The organism is Salegentibacter sediminis (genome assembly GCF_002078605.1).
GTDB classification, from domain to species: Bacteria; Bacteroidota; Bacteroidia; order Flavobacteriales; family Flavobacteriaceae; genus Salegentibacter; species Salegentibacter sediminis.
Genome location: NZ_MSJR01000005.1, coordinates 148,901 through 170,235, shown reverse-complemented (window position 1 = coordinate 170,235; position 21,335 = coordinate 148,901). Strand labels below are relative to the sequence as shown.

Here is a 21,335-nt window from a genome sequence, read left to right as displayed (position 1 = left end):
TTTGAAGATCCTCCATCTTTCTGCAGCTAAAAAATGGGGTGGCGGTGAAAACCACCTGGAAAATCTTTGTTTTGAACTGGATAAAAAAGGCCTGGCTGAAAATCACGTATTATGTGTTAAAAAAGGCATTCTTCACCAAAGGTTGGAAAAAACAGGAATACTCTTACATGCGGCGCCCCTGGATAATAAACTGGACCCCCGATTTTTGTACAGGCTTATCCGATTAGTGAAGAAACAAAAATTCGATCTACTGCACATTCACGACAGTACGGCACTCACCCTGGCCGTCGTGGCAGATCACCTGGCAGACCTCCCCCCTTTTGTATTAAGTAAAAAAACGAGTTTCCCCATTAAACCAAGAAAACAAAGCCTTTATAAATATAATTACCCAAAGATTAAAAAGATTTTATGTGTATCAGAAGAAACCAGAAAAGTAACTTCCAAAAGCATTATTGATCAAAAAAAACTAATCAGGCTTTATCATGGGGTAGCCATACAGCAGCAATCAGGTTCAAAAGCAGAATTGAACTTGCGAAAACATCTTAAGCTTTCTTCAGATAAAAAGATTATAGGAAATATTGCCAATCATATAAGACCAAAAGATCTTCCCACTCTTGTTAAGACCGCTAACCAGCTTATTAATCTTAAAACCAGAAGCGACTTTCATTTTGTTCAAATTGGAAACTTTACAAAGCAACGCACCGAATCACTAAAATTAATGGTGAAACAATATGGTTTAGAAGAACATTTTAGCTTCCTGGGGTTCCGTGAAAATGCTTCAGCGCTTATTCCTCAATTTGATATCTCAATTATGACTTCTCAAAGCGAAGGCCTACCCCAGTTTATCTATGAATCCTTTTTTCATAAGGTTCCGGTAATCAGCACCTCCGTGGGCGGAATCCCCGAAATTATAAGTCATAAAATTAACGGTTTACTGGCAGAGGCCCACGATGAAAAAAAATTATGCGAAAACATCCTGTTTTTGAGTAATAATGAAGAATTGATCCCGAAATTTGTCGAAATTTCTTATCATAAATTATTACAGGATTTCACTTCTGATATTATGGCAGAAAAAACTTTAACCGAATATAAAAATATACTCAATGAGCGATTATAAAACCGAAATGCAAAATTGCCTGGAAACCCTTAAACGCGGCGGGCTCATTCTTTACCCTACCGATACTGTTTGGGGAATAGGCTGCGATGCTACCAATGCGGATGCGGTAGACAGGATTTATGCTTTAAAAAAACGTAAGGAAAGTCAGGCGTTAATTTGTCTTGTTTCAGATTATAAAATGCTTAACCAGTTTGTAGAAAACGTGCCGGAAGTGGCTTACGACATTTTGAAATACGCCCACAAACCCACCACTATAATCTATGACGATCCCATAAGAGTTGCCGAGAACCTGATCGCCGATGACAATTCGCTGGCAATTAGGGTTTCTAAAGATAAATTCAGCAATGAATTGGTTAAAAGATTCAGAAAACCAATCGTTTCGACCTCCGCCAACATAAGTGGTGAAAAAACTCCGCAATCCTTTGCTCAAATTAGCCCGGAGATTTTAAAAGGTGTTGACTATGTAGTAAATTTGCAGCGGTCAAAACAGTCTGGCAAACCATCGGCTATCATTAAGTTAACAAACGATGGGAAGGTTACAGTAATTAGGAAATAGGTTAAAAATTTTAAAGGTAATTATTGCATTCTAAGCCTGAAAAGGCTTTAAATTGAAAAAAGCTGAAGTTAGTTTAGCCCTAAGTGCAAGGATACCCAAAATACCCAAAAGGTGGAGAACTACAAGAACGCCCTAACTCATAATATTTTCAAGGTAATTTCTGATGCTTCTGAAGAGCTTCAACTGGAAAGCTACGTAATTGGTGGCTTTGTTCGCGATTATATTCTAAAGCGCGGCGAACCAAAAGATATAGATATTGTGGCAGTAGGAAGTGGAATTGAACTGGCAAAGAGAGTGGCTGAAAAGCTTCCGCATAAGCCCAAAGTCCAGATTTTTAAAACCTATGGTACGGCTATGCTTCGTGCCTTCGATATGGAAATTGAATTCGTTGGGGCCCGCAGAGAAAGCTATCAAAAAGATAGCCGTAAACCACGGGTAGAAGACGGAAGCCTTGCAGACGACCAAAACCGCAGGGATTTCACCATAAATGCGCTGGCCCTTGGATTAAACGATAAAAATTATGGTGATCTCCTGGACCCATTTAATGGTCTGGAAGACCTGAATGCAAAAACAATTAGAACCCCACTGGATCCCGACATCACCTATTCAGATGATCCTCTGCGAATGCTACGGGCCATTAGGTTTGCTACCCAATTGAATTTCAAAATCGAAAAGGAGTCTCTCGAAGCAATTTCCCGCAATAAAAACAGGATAAAAATCATTTCAAAAGAAAGGATTACCGATGAGCTTCACAAAATAATGCTCACCGATAAACCTTCAAAAGGATTCTCCCTTCTACATAAAACAGGACTTTTAGCATTCATCCTGCCAGAATTAACCGCTCTTGAAGGCATAGATGAAATTGAAGGACAACGGCATAAAGATAATTTCTGGCATACCCTGGAAGTGGTGGATAATATTTCCAAAAACACCAATGATCTCTGGTTACGCTGGGCGGCTCTCTTACACGATATTGGAAAAGCGCCAACTAAAAAATTTCATAAAAAGATTGGATGGACCTTCCATGGGCATGAATTCGTAGGCGCAAAGATGGTCTATAGGTTATTTAAACGTCTTCGCCTGCCACTGAACGAAAAAATGAAATTTGTTCAGAAATTAGTCCTGATGAGCTCCCGCCCCATCGCTATAGTTGATAATGATGTGACTGATTCTGCCGTGCGACGACTTATTTTTGATGCCGGCGAGGATATAGAAGACCTTATGACGCTTTGCGAAGCCGATATTACCACGAAAAATCCTAAGCGCTTTAAAAAGTATCATAACAACTTTAAACTGGTGCGTTCTAAGATGAAGGAGGTAGAAGAGCGGGATCACGTTCGCAATTTCCAACCTCCGGTGAGTGGAGAAGAAATTATGGAAACCTTCAACATTAAACCTTCAAGAGAGATTGGGATCATAAAAGAAACCATTAAGGAAGCAATCCTGGAAGGAGAAATCCCTAACGAACATGAGCCTGCCAGGGAATTAATGCTTAAAAAAGGAAAGGAACTTGGTTTAACGGCTAACTGAGGTTCTTTTGAAAAAATTATTTTATGAGCCTATTATATTCAAGAGATGAAAGATAATAAAAAAGTAATTTACTGGCTGTTTACGGGTTGTATTCTAATTTTTATAATGGTAGTTGTGGGCGGCATTACGCGTCTTACGCATTCTGGCTTATCGATCTCAGATTATAAACTCGTAAGGGGTACTATTCCACCACTGAATGAGCAGGAATGGACAGAGGCCTTTGATTATTACAAGCAGTTTCCCGAATACCAAAAGAAAAATTATCATTTTACCCTGGAGGAATTTAAAGATATTTATTTTTGGGAGTGGCTTCACCGTGTTTTGGGTAGGCTAATTGGCATCGTTTTTATCATTCCCTTTTTGTATTTCCTCATCACCAAACAACTCAGCAAGCCTACCATCAGGAAATCGATTATATTACTGTTTCTTGGCGGATTCCAGGGGTTCCTGGGCTGGTACATGGTAAAAAGCGGCCTGGTAGATATGCCCGATGTTAGTCATTACAGGCTCGCGGCCCACCTAACAACTGCCTTTTTAACTTTCGGATATACCTTCTGGGTTGCCCTCGATCTTATTTATCCAAACCGAAGCAGTATTAACAAAGGTTTCAGAAACCTGCTAAGATTTGGGATGATCATCCTTATCCTCCAAATCATTTGGGGAGCTTTTGTAGCCGGTCTCGATGCCGGATTTATTCATAATAGCTGGCCGCTTATGGCTGAAGGGAAATTGATACACGAGACGGTATGGATTGAACAGGAACCGCTTTTGATGAATTTTATTGAAGGAAAAAGTGGAGTTCAGTTTATACATAGATATCTTGCCTATATCGTGGTGGCGGTTATCCTTTACATCTGGTACAGATCCAGGAAATTAGCCCCTGAACACCGGCATCCAACAGCTATAAATACCTTGCTGATCCTGCTGGGACTTCAATTTTTGCTTGGCGTGTTCACCTTAATTCTCTATGTGCCGGTTTGGCTTGGGGTCGCACATCAGGTAGGCGCATTTTTCCTCCTGGCAGCTATGACCTACACCCTGCACAGATTTACCAAATAGCTTTCATTCTCATCTAAAAAACGTAACTTTGAAGCCTTAAAATTTTATTATGGTTTACAGATTTAGAGTAATTCTCGATGCAGAAGAAGATGTGTTCAGGGATATAGAGATACTTCAGGAAAGTACTTTGGAGGACCTTCATAATACTATCATTCAATCCTTTGGGTTTGACGGTACAGAAATGGCTTCATTTTATCTTAGTGACGAAGACTGGAACCAGGGCGAAGAAATTTCACAGTTCGATATGGGGGGAGAGGTTCGCCTTATGAACGAAACCAGCCTGGAAAGTATTTTAGACGAGAAAAACAGGAAAATTATCTACGTATACGACTTTTTAAATATGTGGACATTCCTCATTGAACTCGGCGAAATCGCTGAAATTGAAGAAGGACGTGACTACCCTAATCTCATGTTCGTACATGGGCAATTGCCGGATTCAGCGCCCGATAAAGAATTTGTGGCGGAAGACGAGAATATCCCGGGGGAATTTGATGATGATCTGGATATAGACGACTACGATAATTTGTCTTTCGACGAAAACTGGAATTGATTGCGAAGCAATCAACCCAAACTTGCTTCGGGATAATTTTCCAGACATTTTTCCGCTTTAAAGTTTTGAGGTGAACCATTTCAGAAAGGAAAAATTCACTACTATTACACCTGAATCTAAAAACTGGTGCGCCGTGTTTCATTTCGCTGAAACCCAGGGACCCGGAATTTTGCAATAACTAAACAGATTTCCGCCGGAGGTTATTCCGATGTTGGGATGGGCGGAAATGACCTAAATTTTATACTGAATGATCAACCTTTTTAATGCTCAAATTGAATCGCTTTCTATTCACAGGGTAGGGAATAAAAGCAGGAACGAGAACATTTTTCTATCGGCAGCGCCATATCAATTAAACGATGAGATAATGCCGCTTATCAAGGAATATTTCCTTAAAGCCTTCAGAGAAAAAGAAGAAAATTACTTTCATTTTTCGCACGAGGCAGATTTAGAGTTCAACGAGTTATATAATTTGGCCGGGACCATCTTTGATGATCCTGCGGGTATTCATGAGGTTTCCAAGAAAATCACCACCTTGCTTTATGAACAATCCTCGCACCCGCATATAAAAAGCGGGGAGGTATATGTCGTTTATTTTGAAAACATGCAGTTGGATAATGAAAAAGTTCCAGCTATCGGCATATTCAAATCGGAGCTTAAACACGATTTCCTTCAGTTTGAGGAAAAAGGCAGTATTCTGGATATGATCGTTCAGCAGGGTATAAACCTCAACAAACTGGACAAAGGCGCCTTAATTTTCAATAAAAACCGGGCTGAAGGCTACAAAATCCTTTCGGTAGATTCCAATAAATACGACACTAAATACTGGCTGGAAAACTTCCTGGGCGTAGATGTGATGCGGGATGAAAATTACAACACCAAAAGCTACCTGAATTTTTGTAAGAATTTCGCCAAAGACGTTGTTCTGCCTGCAGAAGATAAAAAAGAAGAGGTGATGTTTATGAACCGAAGTATGGATTATTTTGCTAAAAACGATGACTTCCAGGAAAGCAATTTTTTAAGTTCTGTGGTTGACAATCCAGACCTTTTACCTGAGTTTCAACATTACAAAACCGAGAAAGGCCCAAAATACAAGATAGAAGATCTCACCGAATTCCCTATTGCCAATAAGGCGGTTACCGATGCCCGGAAAAAGATTAAAAACATCATTAATCTCGATACCAACATACAGATCAAGATGGACTTTGTTAATGCTGAATCTGCAGATAAATTTGTAGAAAAAGGCTGGGATGAAGAAAAACAGATGTACTATTATCTGGTATATTTCAACAAAGAAGAAAAAAGCTAAAATTGAAAAAGGGACCTTGCAGTCCCTTTTTTTTAATCTTGTAACAGACGTTTCATATTAACATCTTCATAATTTCGCATTACAAAATCCAGGGCCGTACGTAGAATTTGCCCCATAGTATTAGCCCGTTTAAACTTCATATCATTGGTATATTTGTAAAGATCCTTGCGCAGGCTTTTCACGTTATGCTGGGTTGAAACATGGTCATTTATCATGCATCTTATCAGCTCTTTATAACGCTGGCGTGTATTGATCATTCTTTTAGCCAATAAGGATCGCTCTTCCTTACGGTATTGCTCGATAGAAGATTCCTGTAATTTATCCTGAACAAGTTTTACCATGGTATAGTTCTCTTTAAAGAACTGCGGCCGGTAAACTTTCAAATTCCCTTCAAAGCACTGTTGATCGAAATCTATCGCTCTTATCTGATATTCTACGTGGTCAAAGTCGTGGGTTGGGATTACCACGTAATTGTAAGACCTCATATCTCCCAGCAATCTAACTGTACAACGCTCATTGAACTTCACGAACTGTTTTGCGATTTGGGTTTGCGCACGGTTATCGCAGGCCGGCAAATGTTCCTCGATAAAAACATCGCCCGGGATTCCGGCTATATGTTCTTCAATTAAGGTGTCCTTATACACCAGAAAGTTAATACGGTGCGGCGACAGCAAGTGTTCAAATTCAAGTCCGTAGATCCGGGAAGCATCAGCTTTTTTCACATAGAAATATGTGAAACTATCATTTAGAATATTTCGCACTCTTACCCTGAAAGGTTTTGAATTTCCGAAAGTACAGTAATCTATGGCATCGATATTGAGAAACTCCAGCGAATCGTCACTCCCATCAGAATGCAGGATGGTATAGACCTGTTTCAGGCTTTCATCAATTTCGGTTCGCTCGTGATCTTCATAATAACAGCGCACCCAAAAAGTATCCTGTTCATGCTGATCGTAAACCACAATGGAACCAGCAAACCTTAAAAGGTCATCATAAAAAACGGGGATTTTTGTGTTGCGGTTATGTTTGGCCAGGTACCGATTAAATCTCTCATTAACAGGAAATGAGGGTTTTTTCCTGGACATTAATTTTTCTTCCATGCTTGGCGCGATTTTTTTCAAAAATAAGCTATCTGTGCTGAACTCTGTAACAAAAGCTTACCTTAGTAGTCATATTACAAATATTTCTTCAATTTTGGAAACAATTCTAAAAATAAGCCGGCTCACTAAGAAATTCGGTTCCCTTACCGCGGTAGACCAACTTTCCTTTAGTATTCAAAAAGGAAATGTATACGGAATTCTAGGCCCAAACGGGAGCGGGAAATCCACTACCCTGGGAATGATTCTAAATGTGGTAAATAAAACCTCCGGAGATTTTTCCTGGTTTGAAGGCTTTGAATCTACTCACGAGGCGCTTAAAAAAGTAGGAGCCATAATCGAACACCCAAATTTTTATCCTTATATGACCGCTGTCCAGAACCTGGAACTGGTCTGTAAGATAAAAGGGGTTAAAAAGGAGAGAATCGAAGAAAAATTAAAGATTGTAAACCTGCTGGACCGTAAAGACAGCAAATTCAGAACTTTTTCTTTGGGAATGAAACAACGCCTGGCGATTGCCTCAGCCCTGTTGAATGATCCTGAAATTCTCATTCTGGATGAACCCACCAACGGGCTAGATCCCGAAGGGATTCACCAGATAAGGGAGATCATAAGAAAGATCGCTGCTGGCGGAACTACAATTTTGCTGGCCTCTCACCTGCTGGACGAAGTTGAGAAAGTTTGCACCCATGTGGTGATTATAGGAAAAGGGAAAAAATTATACAGCGGCCCGGTAGATGGCATTAATGCCAGCCATGGCTTCTTTGAACTGAAAGCCAAAAACACCGATCTATTAATCCAGATTCTTGAAGGGCATCCACATATCGCCAAGGTTTCAGAAAAAGATGGCCTGGTTACCGCAATTCTTGCCGATCCTATGGAGCCAGAGACCATCAATGAATATATTTTTGAAAAAGGTCTTTCTCTTTCTTATTTAGTAAAACGCCGTGAGAGCCTGGAAGAACAGTTCCTGGAATTAACTAAACAAACCCATTCAGCCTGATTATGTTACGATTACTAGACATAGAATTTCATAAGTTAAGATATAGCCGGTCTGCAAAAATACTGGTGTTTTCCTATTTTATCCTCCTTAGTTTTATCGCCTTGATCGCTTCAATAGAATTCAACATAGGTAGCCTGGAGTTTAGGGTTGCAGATCAGGGTATATTTAATTTTCCGTTTATCTGGCATTTTAACGCCTATATCGCTTCCTTTTTAAAATTATTTCTGGCTATAGTTATTGTCTCAATGATCTCTAATGAATATAGCAATCGCACGTTAAAACAAAATTTGATAGATGGCCTTAGTAAAAAGGAATTTATAAGTTCAAAGTTTCTTACCGTGCTGGTACTTTCAGTAGCCTCCACTCTTTTTCTTTTTATCCTATCTCTTATTCTGGGGCTTTCCTTTTCAGATGATACGGAAGTTGCTGTCATCTTTTCCGATATGGAATATATTTTCGCCTATTTTTTAAACCTCACTGGCTTCTTTGCTTTCTGTATGTTCGCTGGGATGCTAATAAAACGATCGGCTTTTGCCCTTGGGTTTATCTTTATCTGGTGGGTTCTGGAAAATATCGCTTACGGGATCTTAAAATGGCGCTTGTTTCGCGAGACTGAAATCGCCGATAAAATAGCCGGTTTTTTCCCTTTGGAAGCTATGAGCAAGCTTTTGGTAGAGCCCTTTAGCCGACTTGGAGCGGTACAAATGGCTGCCACTCAAATAGGATCTGCAATTGAAAAAGATTACAGTGTACATCTTACCGACATTCTAATCGTGCTTGGTTGGACGGTTATTTTTGTCTTTCTGTCGTATAAATTATTAAAGAAGCGGGATTTGTAATACATTGGAGAACACATTACTACAATGAAACTCTTCTTATCCTTAGTCTTTATTATTTTTCTGGCACTTTTCCAGCCGCTAATGGCTCAGCGGGAGGCAGCAAACTGGTATTTTGGGGATAGGGCCGGGCTTGATTTCAACACAGGCGTGCCCATACCTCAAAATGGCAATCTTCAAACGGTAGAGGGATGTGCAACGATATCAGACCGATTGGGGAACCTGCTTTTTTACACCGATGGTATCCAGGTATATGATCGCCAGCATAATAGAATGCCTAATGGTTATGGTTTGAAGGGAAATGTCTCCAGCACACAATCGGCTATTATTATTCCTAAACCGGCAAATCCAGGTAAATATTACATTTTCACGGTAGATAAGCCCGATTATTATCAAATTGAAGATGATCCTATTGAAGGCGTAAACTACACCGAAATTGATATGTCGCTGAATAACGGGTATGGAGATGTAGTGCCGGGCAAAAAAAATATTCACCTTATTACCTATAACCCGAATGATCCCATAGAAAATGAATTTAAGAATTCAGAAAAAATTTCAGCGGTTAATCACGCCGATGGTAGCTCTTTTTGGGTGGTAACCCAATTTATAGATCGTTTTCTTTCCTTTAAAGTGAGCGCTCAGGGTGTAGATACAAATCCGGTAGTTTCTACCACGCCAAATTCGGTTCCTCCCAGGCTGGACCAATATAATATAAATGTTACAGCAATTGGTTATCTGAAGATTTCTCCGGATGCCACTATGATAGCTTCTGCAAATAGCTCTACCAACCTGGGCAGCCCAAGAACCGGAACTAAAAGATCTGGAAAAGTATTTTTATACGATTTTGATAATTTAACCGGAAAGGTGAGTAATGAACGGGTAATATTATCAGCCACCTATCCCTATGGTGTAGAGTTCTCACCAAAGTCTACCAAACTTTATGTAACTGCAAATGTATATAATGAGGAAGATGTTCTATTAAATAGCGATCTCTATCAATTCGATCTCGAGAGTAGTAATGTTATAAGTTCTCGAAAAACCGTATCCAGCAGCAATAATGTGGCGGGAGCCTTACAGCTGGCAATAGACGGTAGGATTTACCGGGCCGGGTATCCTATATTTGAAGAAAGACATCCATATATATCGGTGATTAAAAACCCTGAAGCCGCTGTAAATGCAGTAAATTACTCTCATAATTCTCTTAATCTAAGCCCCGGATTGGTAAAACTCGGGCTTCCTCCATTTATACAGTCCCTGTTTCTAACCAATTTCGATTTCAAAAACCTTTGCCTCGGGGATCAAACTGAATTTTTCATAACCAGTGATGAACCTTTCGATTCGGTTAAATGGGATTTTGGAGACGGCAACTCTTCCTCTGCAGAAGCCCCTACGCATACCTACTCCTCTTCCGGAAGTTACGTAGTTAGCTTAACAAAATACATAGACGGGGAGGCCCTGGATCCCATCCGAAAAGAAATTTTCATCGCTGAAATCCCTGAGATAATGGATAAATACGAACTGGTACAATGTGATACGGGGGAGGATACTAACGATGGAATTGCCATGTTCAATCTTCAGCTGGCTAAAGATCCTTTAACTTACAATAACCCCAATACCCAGGCCTATTTTTATGAAGATTATCAAACCGCGGTGAACGACACTTTAAACCAACTCGCCGTTAATGATTTCTATACAAACCAAAAGCCGGGACAAGTAGTCTACGCAAAGATCTATCAGTTCAACTCGGAATGTTTTGATATTGCTGAAGTCAAATTAAAAACAAAACCAACGATAGATCTTTCCCCTGCCCCCGCCCAGGGTTGTGACCTGGGGGATGGCACAGCTGAATTCAACCTGGAAAGAATACGCCAGAAAATTATTGCTGACCTAAATTTACCTGCCGGAATCGACATAAGCTTCCATCAGGATGAAGACGAAGCGGCAATAGGCCAGAATCCCCTGCCTAATTTACATATTTCTGAAGCGGGAACTTTATACCTTCGTGCCGATCATCAAAATATCTGTTATGGTTTTGGTAGTATGGCAATGGAAGTCAATCCTTTTCCCCAGGTTCAGGCTTTAACTGAAGTAAAGGTTTGCCCTTCTGCTTTTCCTTTGGAAATTTCACCGAACATCAGCCTCTCTAATAATGCTAATTTCAGCTTTCATTGGGACAACGGCAACATCGGCCGGGATTTAACTGTAACTCAGCCGGGAAATTATTCCGTAGAAATTATTGATAACAATATTGGCTGCGGAAGAACCGTCTCTTTTGAAGTTACTGCACTCTCCAGCCCTTCGATCCAGGATATAGAAATTGAAAGCCAGGGAAACAGCAGTACTCTTAGGGTAATCTACGCCTCAAATACACCGGTTTCTTTTTCCCTGGATGATATAAATGGTCCATTTCAGGCCAGTCCAGTATTTCGTGATGTACCCGGGGGTCCACACGTTGTCTATGCAAAAAACACCGATAATTGTGAGATCGTGGAAAAAGAGATTTTGGTGTTTGGTTTTCCCTCGTTTTTCACACCTAACGCCGATGGTTATAATGATAACTGGCTGCCCTACCAGATTCAGGATCCTGAATATCGCATTAAAAGCATTCGTATTTTTGACCGCTACGGAAAACTGATAAAGGAACTGGATCCCAGCGGAATTGGATGGGACGGGACTTTTAATGGCAGCCCCATGCCCTCTGATGATTACTGGTTTAAGATCAGCCTTGAAAACGGCCGGGAATTCAAAGATCACTTTAGCCTGAAGCGGGAGCGAAATTAGCATCCAGTGATTTGAAAAGGTATGATAATTGCTTAGTTTGGAAAGGCTAAGAAAAGACTCATGAAACATCCTTCCCGGAAAACCCGATAGGAATTAAAATTTTATAAGGATGTTACATATGTCTACTGAACAACAATAGACAGGCTCATATGAAATTCAAAATACAATCAGATTATAAACCAACCGGAGACCAACCCGAAGCGATTCGCCAACTGGTAGAAGGAATTAATAAAAATGACCAATACCAAACCCTACTTGGGGTTACCGGTTCGGGGAAGACCTTTAGTATGGCCAATGTGGTGCAGGAAGTGCAAAAACCCACCCTGGTACTCGCACACAATAAAACCCTGGCCGCCCAGCTTTATTCAGAATTCAAGCAGTTTTTTCCCGATAATGCGGTAGAATATTTTGTTAGTTACTATGATTATTACCAGCCTGAAGCCTTTATTCCTTCTTCGGGCACCTATATTGAAAAAGATCTTTCCATAAACGAAGAGATCGAGAAACTCCGACTTAGTACCACTTCTTCTCTGTTAAGCGGAAGAAGAGATGTGCTTGTGGTGGCTTCGGTCTCCTGTTTGTATGGTATTGGTAACCCGGTGGAGTTTCGTAAAAATGTGGTTTCTATTGAAAGGGATATGAATATTTCCCGCACAAAATTATTGCATCAACTTGTCCAGAGTCTCTATTCCAGAACTGAAGCAGAATTCTCTCATGGGAATTTCAGAATTAAAGGAGATACGGTAGATGTGTATCCAAGTTATGCTGACAACGCCTTCAGAATACATTTTTTTGGAGATGAAATCGAAGAGATTGAAGCCTTCGACCCGGGCACCAATGACGTGATCGAGAAATATGAGCGTCTGAATATTTATCCTGCCAATATGTTTGTGACTTCGCCTGATGTGCTACAGGGTGCGATTCATCAGATTCAGGATGACCTGGTTAAACAGGTCGATTATTTCAGGGATATTGGGAAACACCTGGAAGCCAAACGCCTCGATGAAAGAACTAACTTCGACCTGGAGATGATTAGGGAGCTGGGATACTGTTCCGGGATTGAAAATTATTCAAGGTACCTGGACGGAAGGAAACCCGGCACACGCCCTTTCTGTCTTTTGGATTATTTCCCCGATGACTATTTAATGGTAGTAGACGAGAGTCACGTAACTATTCCCCAGGTACACGCGATGTATGGTGGAGACCGTTCCCGAAAGGAAACCCTGGTGGATTATGGATTTAGACTACCTGCTGCGATGGATAACAGACCGTTGAAATTTGAAGAATTTGAGGCCTTACAGAATCAGGTGGTGTATGTTAGCGCCACGCCAGCCGATTACGAACTTCAGAAATCTGAAGGGGTTTATGTGGAACAGGTAATACGTCCAACGGGATTGCTTGACCCGGTAATTGAAGTGCGGCCGAGTTTAAACCAAATCGATGATCTTGTTGAGGAAATTCATGTTCGGGTAGAAAAAGATGAGCGCATCCTGGTAACCACGCTCACCAAACGAATGGCAGAGGAACTGACTAAATATTTAACCCGAATCGATATCCGCTGTCGTTATATACACTCTGATGTGGATACTTTAGAAAGGGTAGAAATTATGCAGGATCTGAGAAAAGGTCTCTTTGATGTCCTTATTGGAGTTAACCTTCTTCGGGAAGGTCTGGACCTTCCCGAGGTTTCCCTTGTAGCCATAATTGATGCTGATAAGGAAGGTTTTCTTCGTAGTAACCGCTCTCTCACCCAAACCGTTGGCCGCGCTGCCCGGCACGTAGAAGGAAAGGCAATTCTATATGCTGATAAGATAACTGACAGTATGCAAAAGACTATAGACCAAACCAATTACCGCAGGGAAAAGCAAATTGCATACAACAAAGAACATAATATCACCCCTACTCCACTGGTTAAAAAGATAGATAGTGCTTTGGTAAAGCAGAAACTGGATGTATACGATTATGAGAAACCAATAACCACAAAGGCTGCCGAGGAAGAAATGGCCTACCTTACCAAACCTCAACTCGACAAAAAAATAAAGGAAAAACGCAAGGCTATGGAGACCGCTGCTAAAGACCTGGATTTTATGGAAGCTGCCAGGCTAAGGGATGAAATTAAAACCTTGCAGGAAAAAGCTAAGGAAAAGGCCTGATTCTATTAGGGTTTTCACGTAAATTTTATTTTTTAAAAGACCGTTTTAAAATTTAGGCTATTTTTAAATTCTCCATAACATTTTAGCGAACTTTCATTAAATTCTTAAGAAAATGAAGAGTACGCTACTGTTTTTTCTGTTTTTATCGTCACTATCTGTTTTTTCCCAGGTGGGCGTGGGTACCACCACTCCTGGCGCCCAATTGGATATCGTAGCCTCAAATCCTTCTAATCCGGAGAATATTGACGGACTTTTAATTCCCCGGATCAACAATTTTCCGGCTGTGAACCCAGGCGCCGCCCAACACGGGATGTTAATCTATCTCAATAATAATCTCCCGAAATTTCCGGTAGGTTTTTATTACTGGCATAATCAGGATACCGAATGGAAATCCATTGTATCAGATGCTAAGGCTGCTAATTTTTATAAAGAAAATACATTGGAGAGTCCGGGAAACGTGGACGATCCAATTTTTAGAAAGGGAAATATTGGAATAGGAACCGAACAAATTGTGAGCAAACTTCAAATCGCGATAAATCCCGGGGTGGACCTGGATATCAAAAAAGGAATTGAAGTGGTTAACAGCAATTCGGAAGATACCCGAAACACCTATGGCATAGAAGTGAAAAACAGCAGTAAAACCAATGATATTAAATATGGGATAAAAAACCATGTTACAGGTGATGGAGGCGGAATACGATATGGTATTTATAATACAACCTCTCAAGGCCTCAATACCACAGATATTTATGGAATCTATAATTCTGTAGGAAGAACAGACGGAGCCAGTAGTCATAATTATGGAATTTATACCGAAATAGGAGAAGCATCCGGGAGAGGTAATATCTATGGAATTTATGCAAAAGCCCTGGGGAATAGCAGTTCTGAGGTTTTTGCAGGTTATTTTGAAGGCCGGGTTGGCATTGGGAGTAACCCGGCTAATGATTATGTTCTACCTGATCTCCGGGGTACTGAAGGCCAGGTATTAATGGCTGAAAATAACGGAGAGGTTAAATGGAAAAATAGTGGGCACAAAGTTTACTCTTCCACTACAAGCTCAACAGGAAACTATGATATACCCGATGAAACTTATACCTTAAGGATTAATAATAACGTCTCAGGCATCAATATTCCAGATGCTTCCACAAATAAGGGCAGGATAATTATATTAATTAACTGGCCCGGCAACGCGACTAAAAATTTAAATTTTAAATCAGGCGATAATCTTTTGGATTTAAAATCTAATACCCAGATAAATCAAATTAATTCCAATGAGGTGTTCACTATTCAAAGTGCTGGTAACCGATGGCTTCTCTTATATAAGTGAGTGAAAAATCTATTTTTCTAAACGAATTCTTACATCCACGGCAGTCACATCATTTTCATTAGCCATAAGAGGATTAAGGTCTAATTCTGCAATTTCCGGAACCATAATCAGCAAATTGGAAATGTTGACAATAGTCTCGGCAAAAAATTCAATATTTATCCCACTTTGACCTCTAACGCCTTTTAATATTGGATATGCTTTTAGATCATTAACCATTTTTAGAGCATCTTCATGTGAAACAGGAATCATTGCAGCACTCACATCTTTTAACACCTCTACAAAAATACCACCCAGGCCGCATAAAATAACGTGAGGATAATTAGCTTCCTTTTTTGCCCCAATAAATAGCTCCATTCCCTTCAGCATAGGCTGGATTATAACTGAATTTGCACCCTCAATTTGCATCAGCTTATGAAAGCTGTTTTTTAATTCGGTGTCACTTGCAATATTTAAAATAACCCCACCTACATCAGATTTATGCAAAGGTCCTTCAACTTTAAGAACTAAAGGGTATTTAACGGTTTGTAAAACATTCTCTAATTCCTCTCTATTCTTAACATAATATGGCGTTGCAAATTTTACTCCTGCATACTCCAACAAGGTAACGGCCGATTCTGTTGGCATATATCCGTTTGGAAGCGCATCGATCAGTTGTCTCGTTTTTTGCAAAGATTTAAATTCAGCGTTTTTAGTCCCATCACTAATTGAGGTATGATTATATACCTTAGCCAGGGCACTTCCGAATAAAACTTCATCATCAAATGCTATATTGGCTTTTTTTATAAACTCCTGAATTTCATTTTTCACATTCACCACTGAAGGTAGAATGGCATAGATCGGCTTTTTAGAGGTCTTTATTTTTTTATCCAGCACTTCATACACATCATCCACCCCAATCAGGCCCGGACTCCCAAAAATAACAGCCATCGCATCAATTTCAGGACATTTGTTTTCACAGTGTTCAAGTATGGCTTCTAACTGCTCAGCATTGCCTGTTGCCAGGAAATCAATAGGATTAGACACAGAAGATCCATCAAACAACTGGTCTAACAAAACATCGTGATCTTTTCCTTCCAGAGGTGGGACCTTTAAACCATTCTTTGACAACACATCTGTTAACATTACAGCAGGACCTCCGGCATGAGTAATGATGGCTATGTTCTTTCCTTTAGATTCTTTCTGCAAGAGAATACCGGCAACATTAATAAGTTCATTTCTGCCATAGCAACGAATTATACCGGCTTTTTTGAACAGGGTATCTATAAAAACATCTGAATTAGCTATAGCGCCTGTATGTGAGGAAGCCGCCCTGTTTCCTGCTTCTGAACTACCCGCCTTAATGGCCGCTATTTTACAGCCTTTACGTATTAACGAAGTAGTGTGTTTTAAAAACTTAAGTGGGTTCTTAATACTTTCAATATAAAGCAGTTTTACTTTTGAACTTATATCTTTTTTAAAAGATTGGTCTAAATATTCCAAAATTTCCTCCACGCCTATTTGGGCACTGTTTCCAACGGTATAAATACTGGAGAACCTAAGCCCCATTCTTTGTGCCGCTTCAATTATAAAAACAGCTGTTGCCCCAGAACCTGATACAAAATCAACTCCGCTTTCATCTAGTTTAGGCACCGGTGTTGTAAAAACTCCCGTATAATGTTTATTTATTAATCCGATGTTATTGGGACCTAATAAATTTCCGCCTGCCTCATCGATTAATCCAACAATTTCCTCTTCTAACTTAGCGCCGTACTCATCTTTTTCACTAAAACCGGCAGAGAAAATTATAAAGCCTTTAGTATTCTTTTGTTGTGCAAGAACCATAACGGCTTCAACAACATATTTTGCTGAGATCGCAATTATGGCTAAATCTACTTCGGGAATATCATTGATATTATTATAAGATATAACCCCCTGAACAACATCCTGCCTGGGATTAACCACGAATAATCGTCCTTTAAATTTATGATCGATTAAATTTTTTAAAACTCTGCCACCAGGACTATGAATATTATCAGACCCTCCAACAACAACAATACTTTTGGGATGAATTAATTTTGAATGAAGCATAAAGACAAGGGATTTAATAATTGTAAAATAAACCATTTAAAAAAGGACTTTAGCTGATCATTATCACAATTTGTTTAATTAAAAAATTGTTCTTTTGAGAAGACAGTTAAAACTTTTAAGGATATGTATGCATTTTCGAACGCAGTTAACTCCATGCATTCAGAAGACATTAAACAATTAATGAAACAGGCTTCCGGAAAAAGCCTGATCTCATTTGCCGGGGGTATGCCAAACAATGATCTGTTTCCCGTAAAACAAATTGATGACATTTATAATTCCCTGCCTGAAGACATAAAAAAATTATGTTTTCAATATGGTCCAACCTCTGGTTATCCCCCTCTAATCAAATCCCTGGAAAGCTATTTGAAAAATAAGGGATTGGCAGTTGAAGACAATAGAATTTTAATCACTACCGGTTCGCTTCAAGCCATTTCCATTATCACTCAGGAATTTGTTAATGAAGGGGATATTATATTAACCGAAAACCCTAGCTTTTTAGGAGCACTGTCTGTGTTTGAAACTGCCAGAGCTGAGATACATAGCATCCCAATTGATAAAGATGGTATTGATATAGAAGCCCTGAAAAGTAAAATTGAATCTTTAGACCGAAAGCCTAAATTTCTATATGTCACGCCTAATTATCACAATCCGGCGGGAATTATTTACACTCCTGAAAGGAAAAAAGAACTTTTGGAAGTTTTAGCTGGTACAGGAATAATATTACTGGAAGATGATGCTTACAGTGACTTATATTTTAATGAAGAGGAACAACACCTCACCAAATCAATGAAATCCTATGGTGCCAAGGATGTAGAAATTATTTATACAGGCTCATTTTCAAAAATATTGGGACCTGGTTTCAGATTAGGCTTTATGCTTTCTTCGGAAGAAATTTTCGAAAAAGCGGAAACGGTCAAACAAGCAATGGACGCCTGCACCTCTAATTTCATGCAAATATTGGCAAATGAATTTTTAGCACAGCATAAACTCGAGCCTTATCTGAAGTTTTTGAGAAATGAATATTTAGAGCGCAAGAATTTGCTTCAAAAACATCTAAAAACCTATATGCCGAAAGAGATCACCTGGAATGAACCAAAAGGCGGTTTTTACATCTGGCTTAAATTACCGTCTCATATCAAATCAACAGAAATCTTCAACGAAAGTGTTACTAAAGGGGTTGTATTTGTAACCGGCAGAACCTTTGATCCTGCCAGTAAAAAGGATGACAGATTGCGACTTTCTTTTTCAAATATGCCAAAGGATAGTATAGAAAAAGGCGTCATTATTTTATCTGAAGCCATAAAAAAAGTACTTGAGAACTCTAAAATAGAATCTTTATAGTTTCCTGATCTACAGTTTTTTATATCAAATAAAGATTTATTTAAGGATTTATAAAAAATTCTATCGAGAATAAGAATTTAATTCCCGGCATGAATATTATTTATCTTTATAATTCTCCAAAATCCCTTAATAATTTATGTATGTGTGGCTAGATCTGTGATTCCTTCAGCTACTTTTTTACCTTCAGCAAAAGCTTCCAAATTCAGCTTAATGATTCTTTCACTTTTACGCTGAAACAATTTTTTGATGGCTTCGATCAGGCTCTCTTCCGATAAAGGAATTATCGCTGATGCCGCTCCCAATAATACCATATTAGCCGCTTTTGAATTCCCGATCTTTTTAGCGATTTCGGTGGCATCTACAATTACATGATTCGGGTGTTTTTTTATCTGGTCAAACAGATCATTTTTTTCAGGATAATTAGCAATATTTACAAAAGATTCTGAATCTGTGACCAGCCAGCCATCCTTCTTCAGAAAAGGCATATACCTTAATAATTCCATTGGTTCTACCGATAAAATTAAATCAGCTTTTCCCTCCGGAATGAGATCAGAAAATATTTCTTGGTCAGATATTCTTACGTGTGACTGAACGGCACCGCCGCGTTGGCTCATCCCGTGAACCTCTGATTGTTTAATGAACAAATCATCGCTTAAAGCAGCTGTATCCAAAACCGCAGCAATAGTTAAAATTCCCTGACCGCCTACACCTGATAATATTATATTTGTTTTCATCTGTTTAATTTTTTCTAAGTCAAATACTCTAGTTTAATGAAGCGATCCTTGCTTTAATTTCTGCTTTTTGATCTCTGGATAGTCTCACGCAGGGTCTTTCAGAAATAATGACTGACACACCTTTGTATTTTAATTCATTCCGCAATACTTCTACATTTTCATCGTGGTTCTTTTTTAGAGGCACTATAGTTTTCAGGTGATCGGGATGGACTCCTATACCTAAACAAATCTTATGTAATCTTCCTACGGCAGTTGATTCCTGAGCTCCTGTCATAGCAATTGCAGAGTTGTCTGAAATAATAACCGTAATAGGTGAATTTTCATAGACCGCATCCAAAAGCCCTGTCATACCCGAATGGGTGAAAGTTGAATCGCCAATAACCCCAATAGCAGGTTCCAGCCCCGCATCTGCAGCTCCTTTTGCCATTGTTATGGATGCTCCCATATCTATTAACGCATTTATGGTATTCAAAGGTGGCAAAGCCCCCAGGGCATAACAACCAATATCTCCGAAGACATTTTTGTTCCCAATTTCAGGAATCACCTCATTTATAGTATTAAAAAGATCTGTATGACCACAACCTTCACAGAGTTGTGGTGGCCTGGGAGTAACTATTGAAGGAATAGGTTTATCACTACCTTTAATAAGGCCTAAGGAACGGCCAACTATATTGGGATTCAGTTCTCCGGTTCGAGGAAGATCACCCGATAACTTTCCTTTTATTTTATCATTTTCATCAAAATAGTTATGCAATAATTCTTCTACTATTGGATAGCCTTCTTCTATAACGAAAATTTCATCGCAGTGCCCGTATAAGGTCTTTATTTTTTCTTTGGGTAATGGATATTGGGAGATCTTTAAAATAGAATAAGAGCTTTCATCTTCTCCTATATTTTCCATCACATAATTATAGGCCAACCCACAGGCTATGATCCCTATGCTACTGTTGTTACTTAACTTAAGGCTGTTTAGACTGGAATTTTCAGAATGCTCGATTAAAATATCCTGTTTATTAACCAGTAAATCAAACTGCTTTTTAGCATTCATTGGTAGTAAAGCAAATCGTGAGGTATCTGAGGGTAAATTTACTTCGTTTGGCTTCCGTCTTTCTTTTATTTCTATACCTGCCCGCGAATGCGATAAACGGGTAACCAGTCTTAACAATACAGGTAGTTTTAGTTCTTCCGAAAGATCAAAGGCATAAGACATAACGTCATAAGCTTCCTGCTGATTTGATGGTTCAAGAATTGGGATCATCGCAAATTTTCCATAAAAACGAGAATCCTGTTCATTCTGCGAGGAGTGCATGGAAGGATCATCGGCTACTACAACTACGAGTCCACCATTTACTCCGGAAACCGCCATATTCATAAAAACATCTGAAGCCACATTTAATCCTACGTGCTTCATTACCACCATAGCTCTCTTCCCAACATAGGACATGCCCAAAGCTGCTTCCATGGCCGTTTTTTCATTAACCGACCAGGTGGTATGTATCTTTAATTCCTTAGCTAGTTTTGACTTTTGAATATATTCAGTTATTTCAGTTGAAGGTGTGCCGGGGTAAGCATAAACACCAGATAAACCTGCATCAATACTACCTTGAGCAAGTGCTTCATTACCTAATAGTAAACTTTTCATCTGTATTTTTTTTATGGGTCGGATGGAATGCCATGCTAATCACACCGGTCAATCGGAAAATGATTAATAAGCACTTCATGAAATACTTCCAGTTTTGCGAACTAATTTAAAAGTATCATGATTAAAAGAGTATGATCAATATCATACCTGGATGATATTAAAAACTACTAAAATGTTATATGCAGATTTGGTGTAGCTTTGGATTATAACATAAAAAAGCGCCCGCATAACGGGCG

16 protein-coding genes are annotated in these 21,335 nt (G+C 39.3%); 12 read left to right on the top strand and 4 right to left on the bottom strand.

Going from position 1 to position 21,335, the window contains the following annotated elements; translation table 11 throughout:
• Position 1: 1 nt before the first annotated feature.
• The 6 genes from BUW93_RS09550 (at position 2) to BUW93_RS09525 (ending at position 6,118) form a co-directional block, all read left to right on the top strand.
• Positions 2-1,117 (top strand): glycosyltransferase family 4 protein, encoded by a 1,116-nt coding sequence (locus tag BUW93_RS09550; protein ID WP_081211474.1) that lies wholly within the window; start codon positions 2-4, stop codon positions 1,115-1,117.
• Positions 1,104-1,673 (top strand): L-threonylcarbamoyladenylate synthase, encoded by a 570-nt coding sequence (locus tag BUW93_RS09545; protein WP_081211473.1) that lies wholly within the window; start codon positions 1,104-1,106, stop codon positions 1,671-1,673. Before BUW93_RS09550 ends, BUW93_RS09545 begins: the two co-directional genes overlap by 14 nt.
• Before the next feature lie 111 nt (positions 1,674-1,784).
• On the top strand, positions 1,785-3,203 hold the full coding sequence (locus BUW93_RS09540) for a CCA tRNA nucleotidyltransferase (RefSeq protein WP_081211472.1): 1,419 nt from the start codon (positions 1,785-1,787) through the stop codon (positions 3,201-3,203).
• 45 nt (positions 3,204-3,248) lie between these two features.
• Positions 3,249-4,262: a COX15/CtaA family protein gene (locus BUW93_RS09535; RefSeq protein ID WP_081211471.1), complete on the top strand. Its 1,014-nt coding sequence runs from the start codon at positions 3,249-3,251 to the stop codon at positions 4,260-4,262.
• Positions 4,263-4,311: 49 nt separating this feature from the next.
• Positions 4,312-4,812, top strand: coding sequence for an IS1096 element passenger TnpR family protein (locus tag BUW93_RS09530; protein WP_081211470.1), 501 nt, complete (start codon positions 4,312-4,314; stop codon positions 4,810-4,812).
• Positions 4,813-5,059: 247 nt separating this feature from the next.
• Complete coding sequence (locus BUW93_RS09525; protein WP_081211469.1) at positions 5,060-6,118, top strand: nucleoid-associated protein; 1,059 nt, start codon at positions 5,060-5,062, stop codon at positions 6,116-6,118.
• Positions 6,119-6,150: 32 nt separating this feature from the next.
• On the opposite strand, the gene BUW93_RS09520 is transcribed toward BUW93_RS09525, so the two are convergent.
• Positions 6,151-7,218 carry a hypothetical protein gene (locus tag BUW93_RS09520; protein ID WP_081211468.1) on the bottom strand — a complete coding sequence of 356 codons (1,068 nt, stop codon included), beginning with the start codon at positions 7,216-7,218 and terminating at the stop codon, positions 6,151-6,153.
• A gap of 94 nt (positions 7,219-7,312) precedes the next feature.
• Here BUW93_RS09520 and BUW93_RS09515 point away from each other — a divergent pair, with 94 nt between their 5' ends.
• From BUW93_RS09515 to BUW93_RS09495, 5 genes are all read left to right on the top strand, one after another.
• On the top strand, positions 7,313-8,218 hold the full coding sequence (locus tag BUW93_RS09515) for an ABC transporter ATP-binding protein (protein WP_081211531.1): 906 nt from the start codon (positions 7,313-7,315) through the stop codon (positions 8,216-8,218).
• A gap of 2 nt (positions 8,219-8,220) precedes the next feature.
• The gene (locus tag BUW93_RS09510) at positions 8,221-9,057 is read left to right on the top strand and encodes an ABC transporter permease (protein ID WP_081211467.1); all 837 of its coding nucleotides are present in this window, start codon (positions 8,221-8,223) and stop codon (positions 9,055-9,057) included.
• A gap of 24 nt (positions 9,058-9,081) precedes the next feature.
• Positions 9,082-11,835 (top strand): T9SS type B sorting domain-containing protein, encoded by a 2,754-nt coding sequence (locus BUW93_RS09505; RefSeq protein ID WP_081211466.1) that lies wholly within the window; start codon positions 9,082-9,084, stop codon positions 11,833-11,835.
• 149 nt (positions 11,836-11,984) lie between these two features.
• Positions 11,985-13,988 (top strand): excinuclease ABC subunit UvrB, encoded by a 2,004-nt coding sequence (gene uvrB, locus BUW93_RS09500; RefSeq protein ID WP_081211465.1) that lies wholly within the window; start codon positions 11,985-11,987, stop codon positions 13,986-13,988.
• A gap of 112 nt (positions 13,989-14,100) precedes the next feature.
• Entirely contained in the window at positions 14,101-15,315 is a 1,215-nt protein-coding gene (locus BUW93_RS09495; protein WP_081211464.1) for a hypothetical protein, read from the top strand.
• 9 nt (positions 15,316-15,324) lie between these two features.
• Here BUW93_RS09495 and BUW93_RS09490 read toward each other — a convergent pair whose 3' ends face one another.
• Entirely contained in the window at positions 15,325-17,382 is a 2,058-nt protein-coding gene (locus BUW93_RS09490) for an acetate--CoA ligase family protein (protein WP_081211530.1), read from the bottom strand.
• 123 nt (positions 17,383-17,505) lie between these two features.
• Between BUW93_RS09490 and BUW93_RS09485 the strand changes: the two genes are divergently transcribed.
• Positions 17,506-18,723: an aminotransferase-like domain-containing protein gene (locus BUW93_RS09485; RefSeq protein WP_081211463.1), complete on the top strand. Its 1,218-nt coding sequence runs from the start codon at positions 17,506-17,508 to the stop codon at positions 18,721-18,723.
• Positions 18,724-18,857: 134 nt separating this feature from the next.
• Here the strand turns inward: BUW93_RS09485 and BUW93_RS09480 are convergent, their stop codons facing one another.
• Complete coding sequence (locus BUW93_RS09480; RefSeq protein ID WP_081211462.1) at positions 18,858-19,457, bottom strand: indolepyruvate oxidoreductase subunit beta; 600 nt, start codon at positions 19,455-19,457, stop codon at positions 18,858-18,860.
• Between the two features lie 28 nt (positions 19,458-19,485).
• Positions 19,486-21,099 carry a thiamine pyrophosphate-dependent enzyme gene (locus tag BUW93_RS09475; protein ID WP_081211461.1) on the bottom strand — a complete coding sequence of 538 codons (1,614 nt, stop codon included), beginning with the start codon at positions 21,097-21,099 and terminating at the stop codon, positions 19,486-19,488.
• Between the last annotated feature and the right edge of the window lie 236 nt (positions 21,100-21,335).

Bases quoted from the DNA above. Each gene is read 5' to 3' on its own strand.
- BUW93_RS09545 (WP_081211473.1), top strand. From the start codon at position 1,104: ATGAGCGATTATAAAACCGAAATGCAAAATTGCCTGGAAACCCTTAAA.
- BUW93_RS09480 (WP_081211462.1), bottom strand. From the start codon at position 19,457: ATGAAAACAAATATAATATTATCAGGTGTAGGCGGTCAGGGAATTTTA.
- BUW93_RS09505 (WP_081211466.1), top strand. From the start codon at position 9,082: ATGAAACTCTTCTTATCCTTAGTCTTTATTATTTTTCTGGCACTTTTC.
- BUW93_RS09535 (WP_081211471.1), top strand. From the start codon at position 3,249: ATGAAAGATAATAAAAAAGTAATTTACTGGCTGTTTACGGGTTGTATT.
- BUW93_RS09530 (WP_081211470.1), top strand. From the start codon at position 4,312: ATGGTTTACAGATTTAGAGTAATTCTCGATGCAGAAGAAGATGTGTTC.
- uvrB (WP_081211465.1), top strand. From the start codon at position 11,985: ATGAAATTCAAAATACAATCAGATTATAAACCAACCGGAGACCAACCC.
- BUW93_RS09495 (WP_081211464.1), top strand. From the start codon at position 14,101: ATGAAGAGTACGCTACTGTTTTTTCTGTTTTTATCGTCACTATCTGTT.
- BUW93_RS09475 (WP_081211461.1), bottom strand. From the start codon at position 21,099: ATGAAAAGTTTACTATTAGGTAATGAAGCACTTGCTCAAGGTAGTATT.
- BUW93_RS09490 (WP_081211530.1), bottom strand. From the start codon at position 17,382: ATGCTTCATTCAAAATTAATTCATCCCAAAAGTATTGTTGTTGTTGGA.
- BUW93_RS09485 (WP_081211463.1), top strand. From the start codon at position 17,506: ATGTATGCATTTTCGAACGCAGTTAACTCCATGCATTCAGAAGACATT.
- BUW93_RS09510 (WP_081211467.1), top strand. From the start codon at position 8,221: ATGTTACGATTACTAGACATAGAATTTCATAAGTTAAGATATAGCCGG.
- BUW93_RS09525 (WP_081211469.1), top strand. From the start codon at position 5,060: ATGATCAACCTTTTTAATGCTCAAATTGAATCGCTTTCTATTCACAGG.
- BUW93_RS09520 (WP_081211468.1), bottom strand. From the start codon at position 7,218: ATGGAAGAAAAATTAATGTCCAGGAAAAAACCCTCATTTCCTGTTAAT.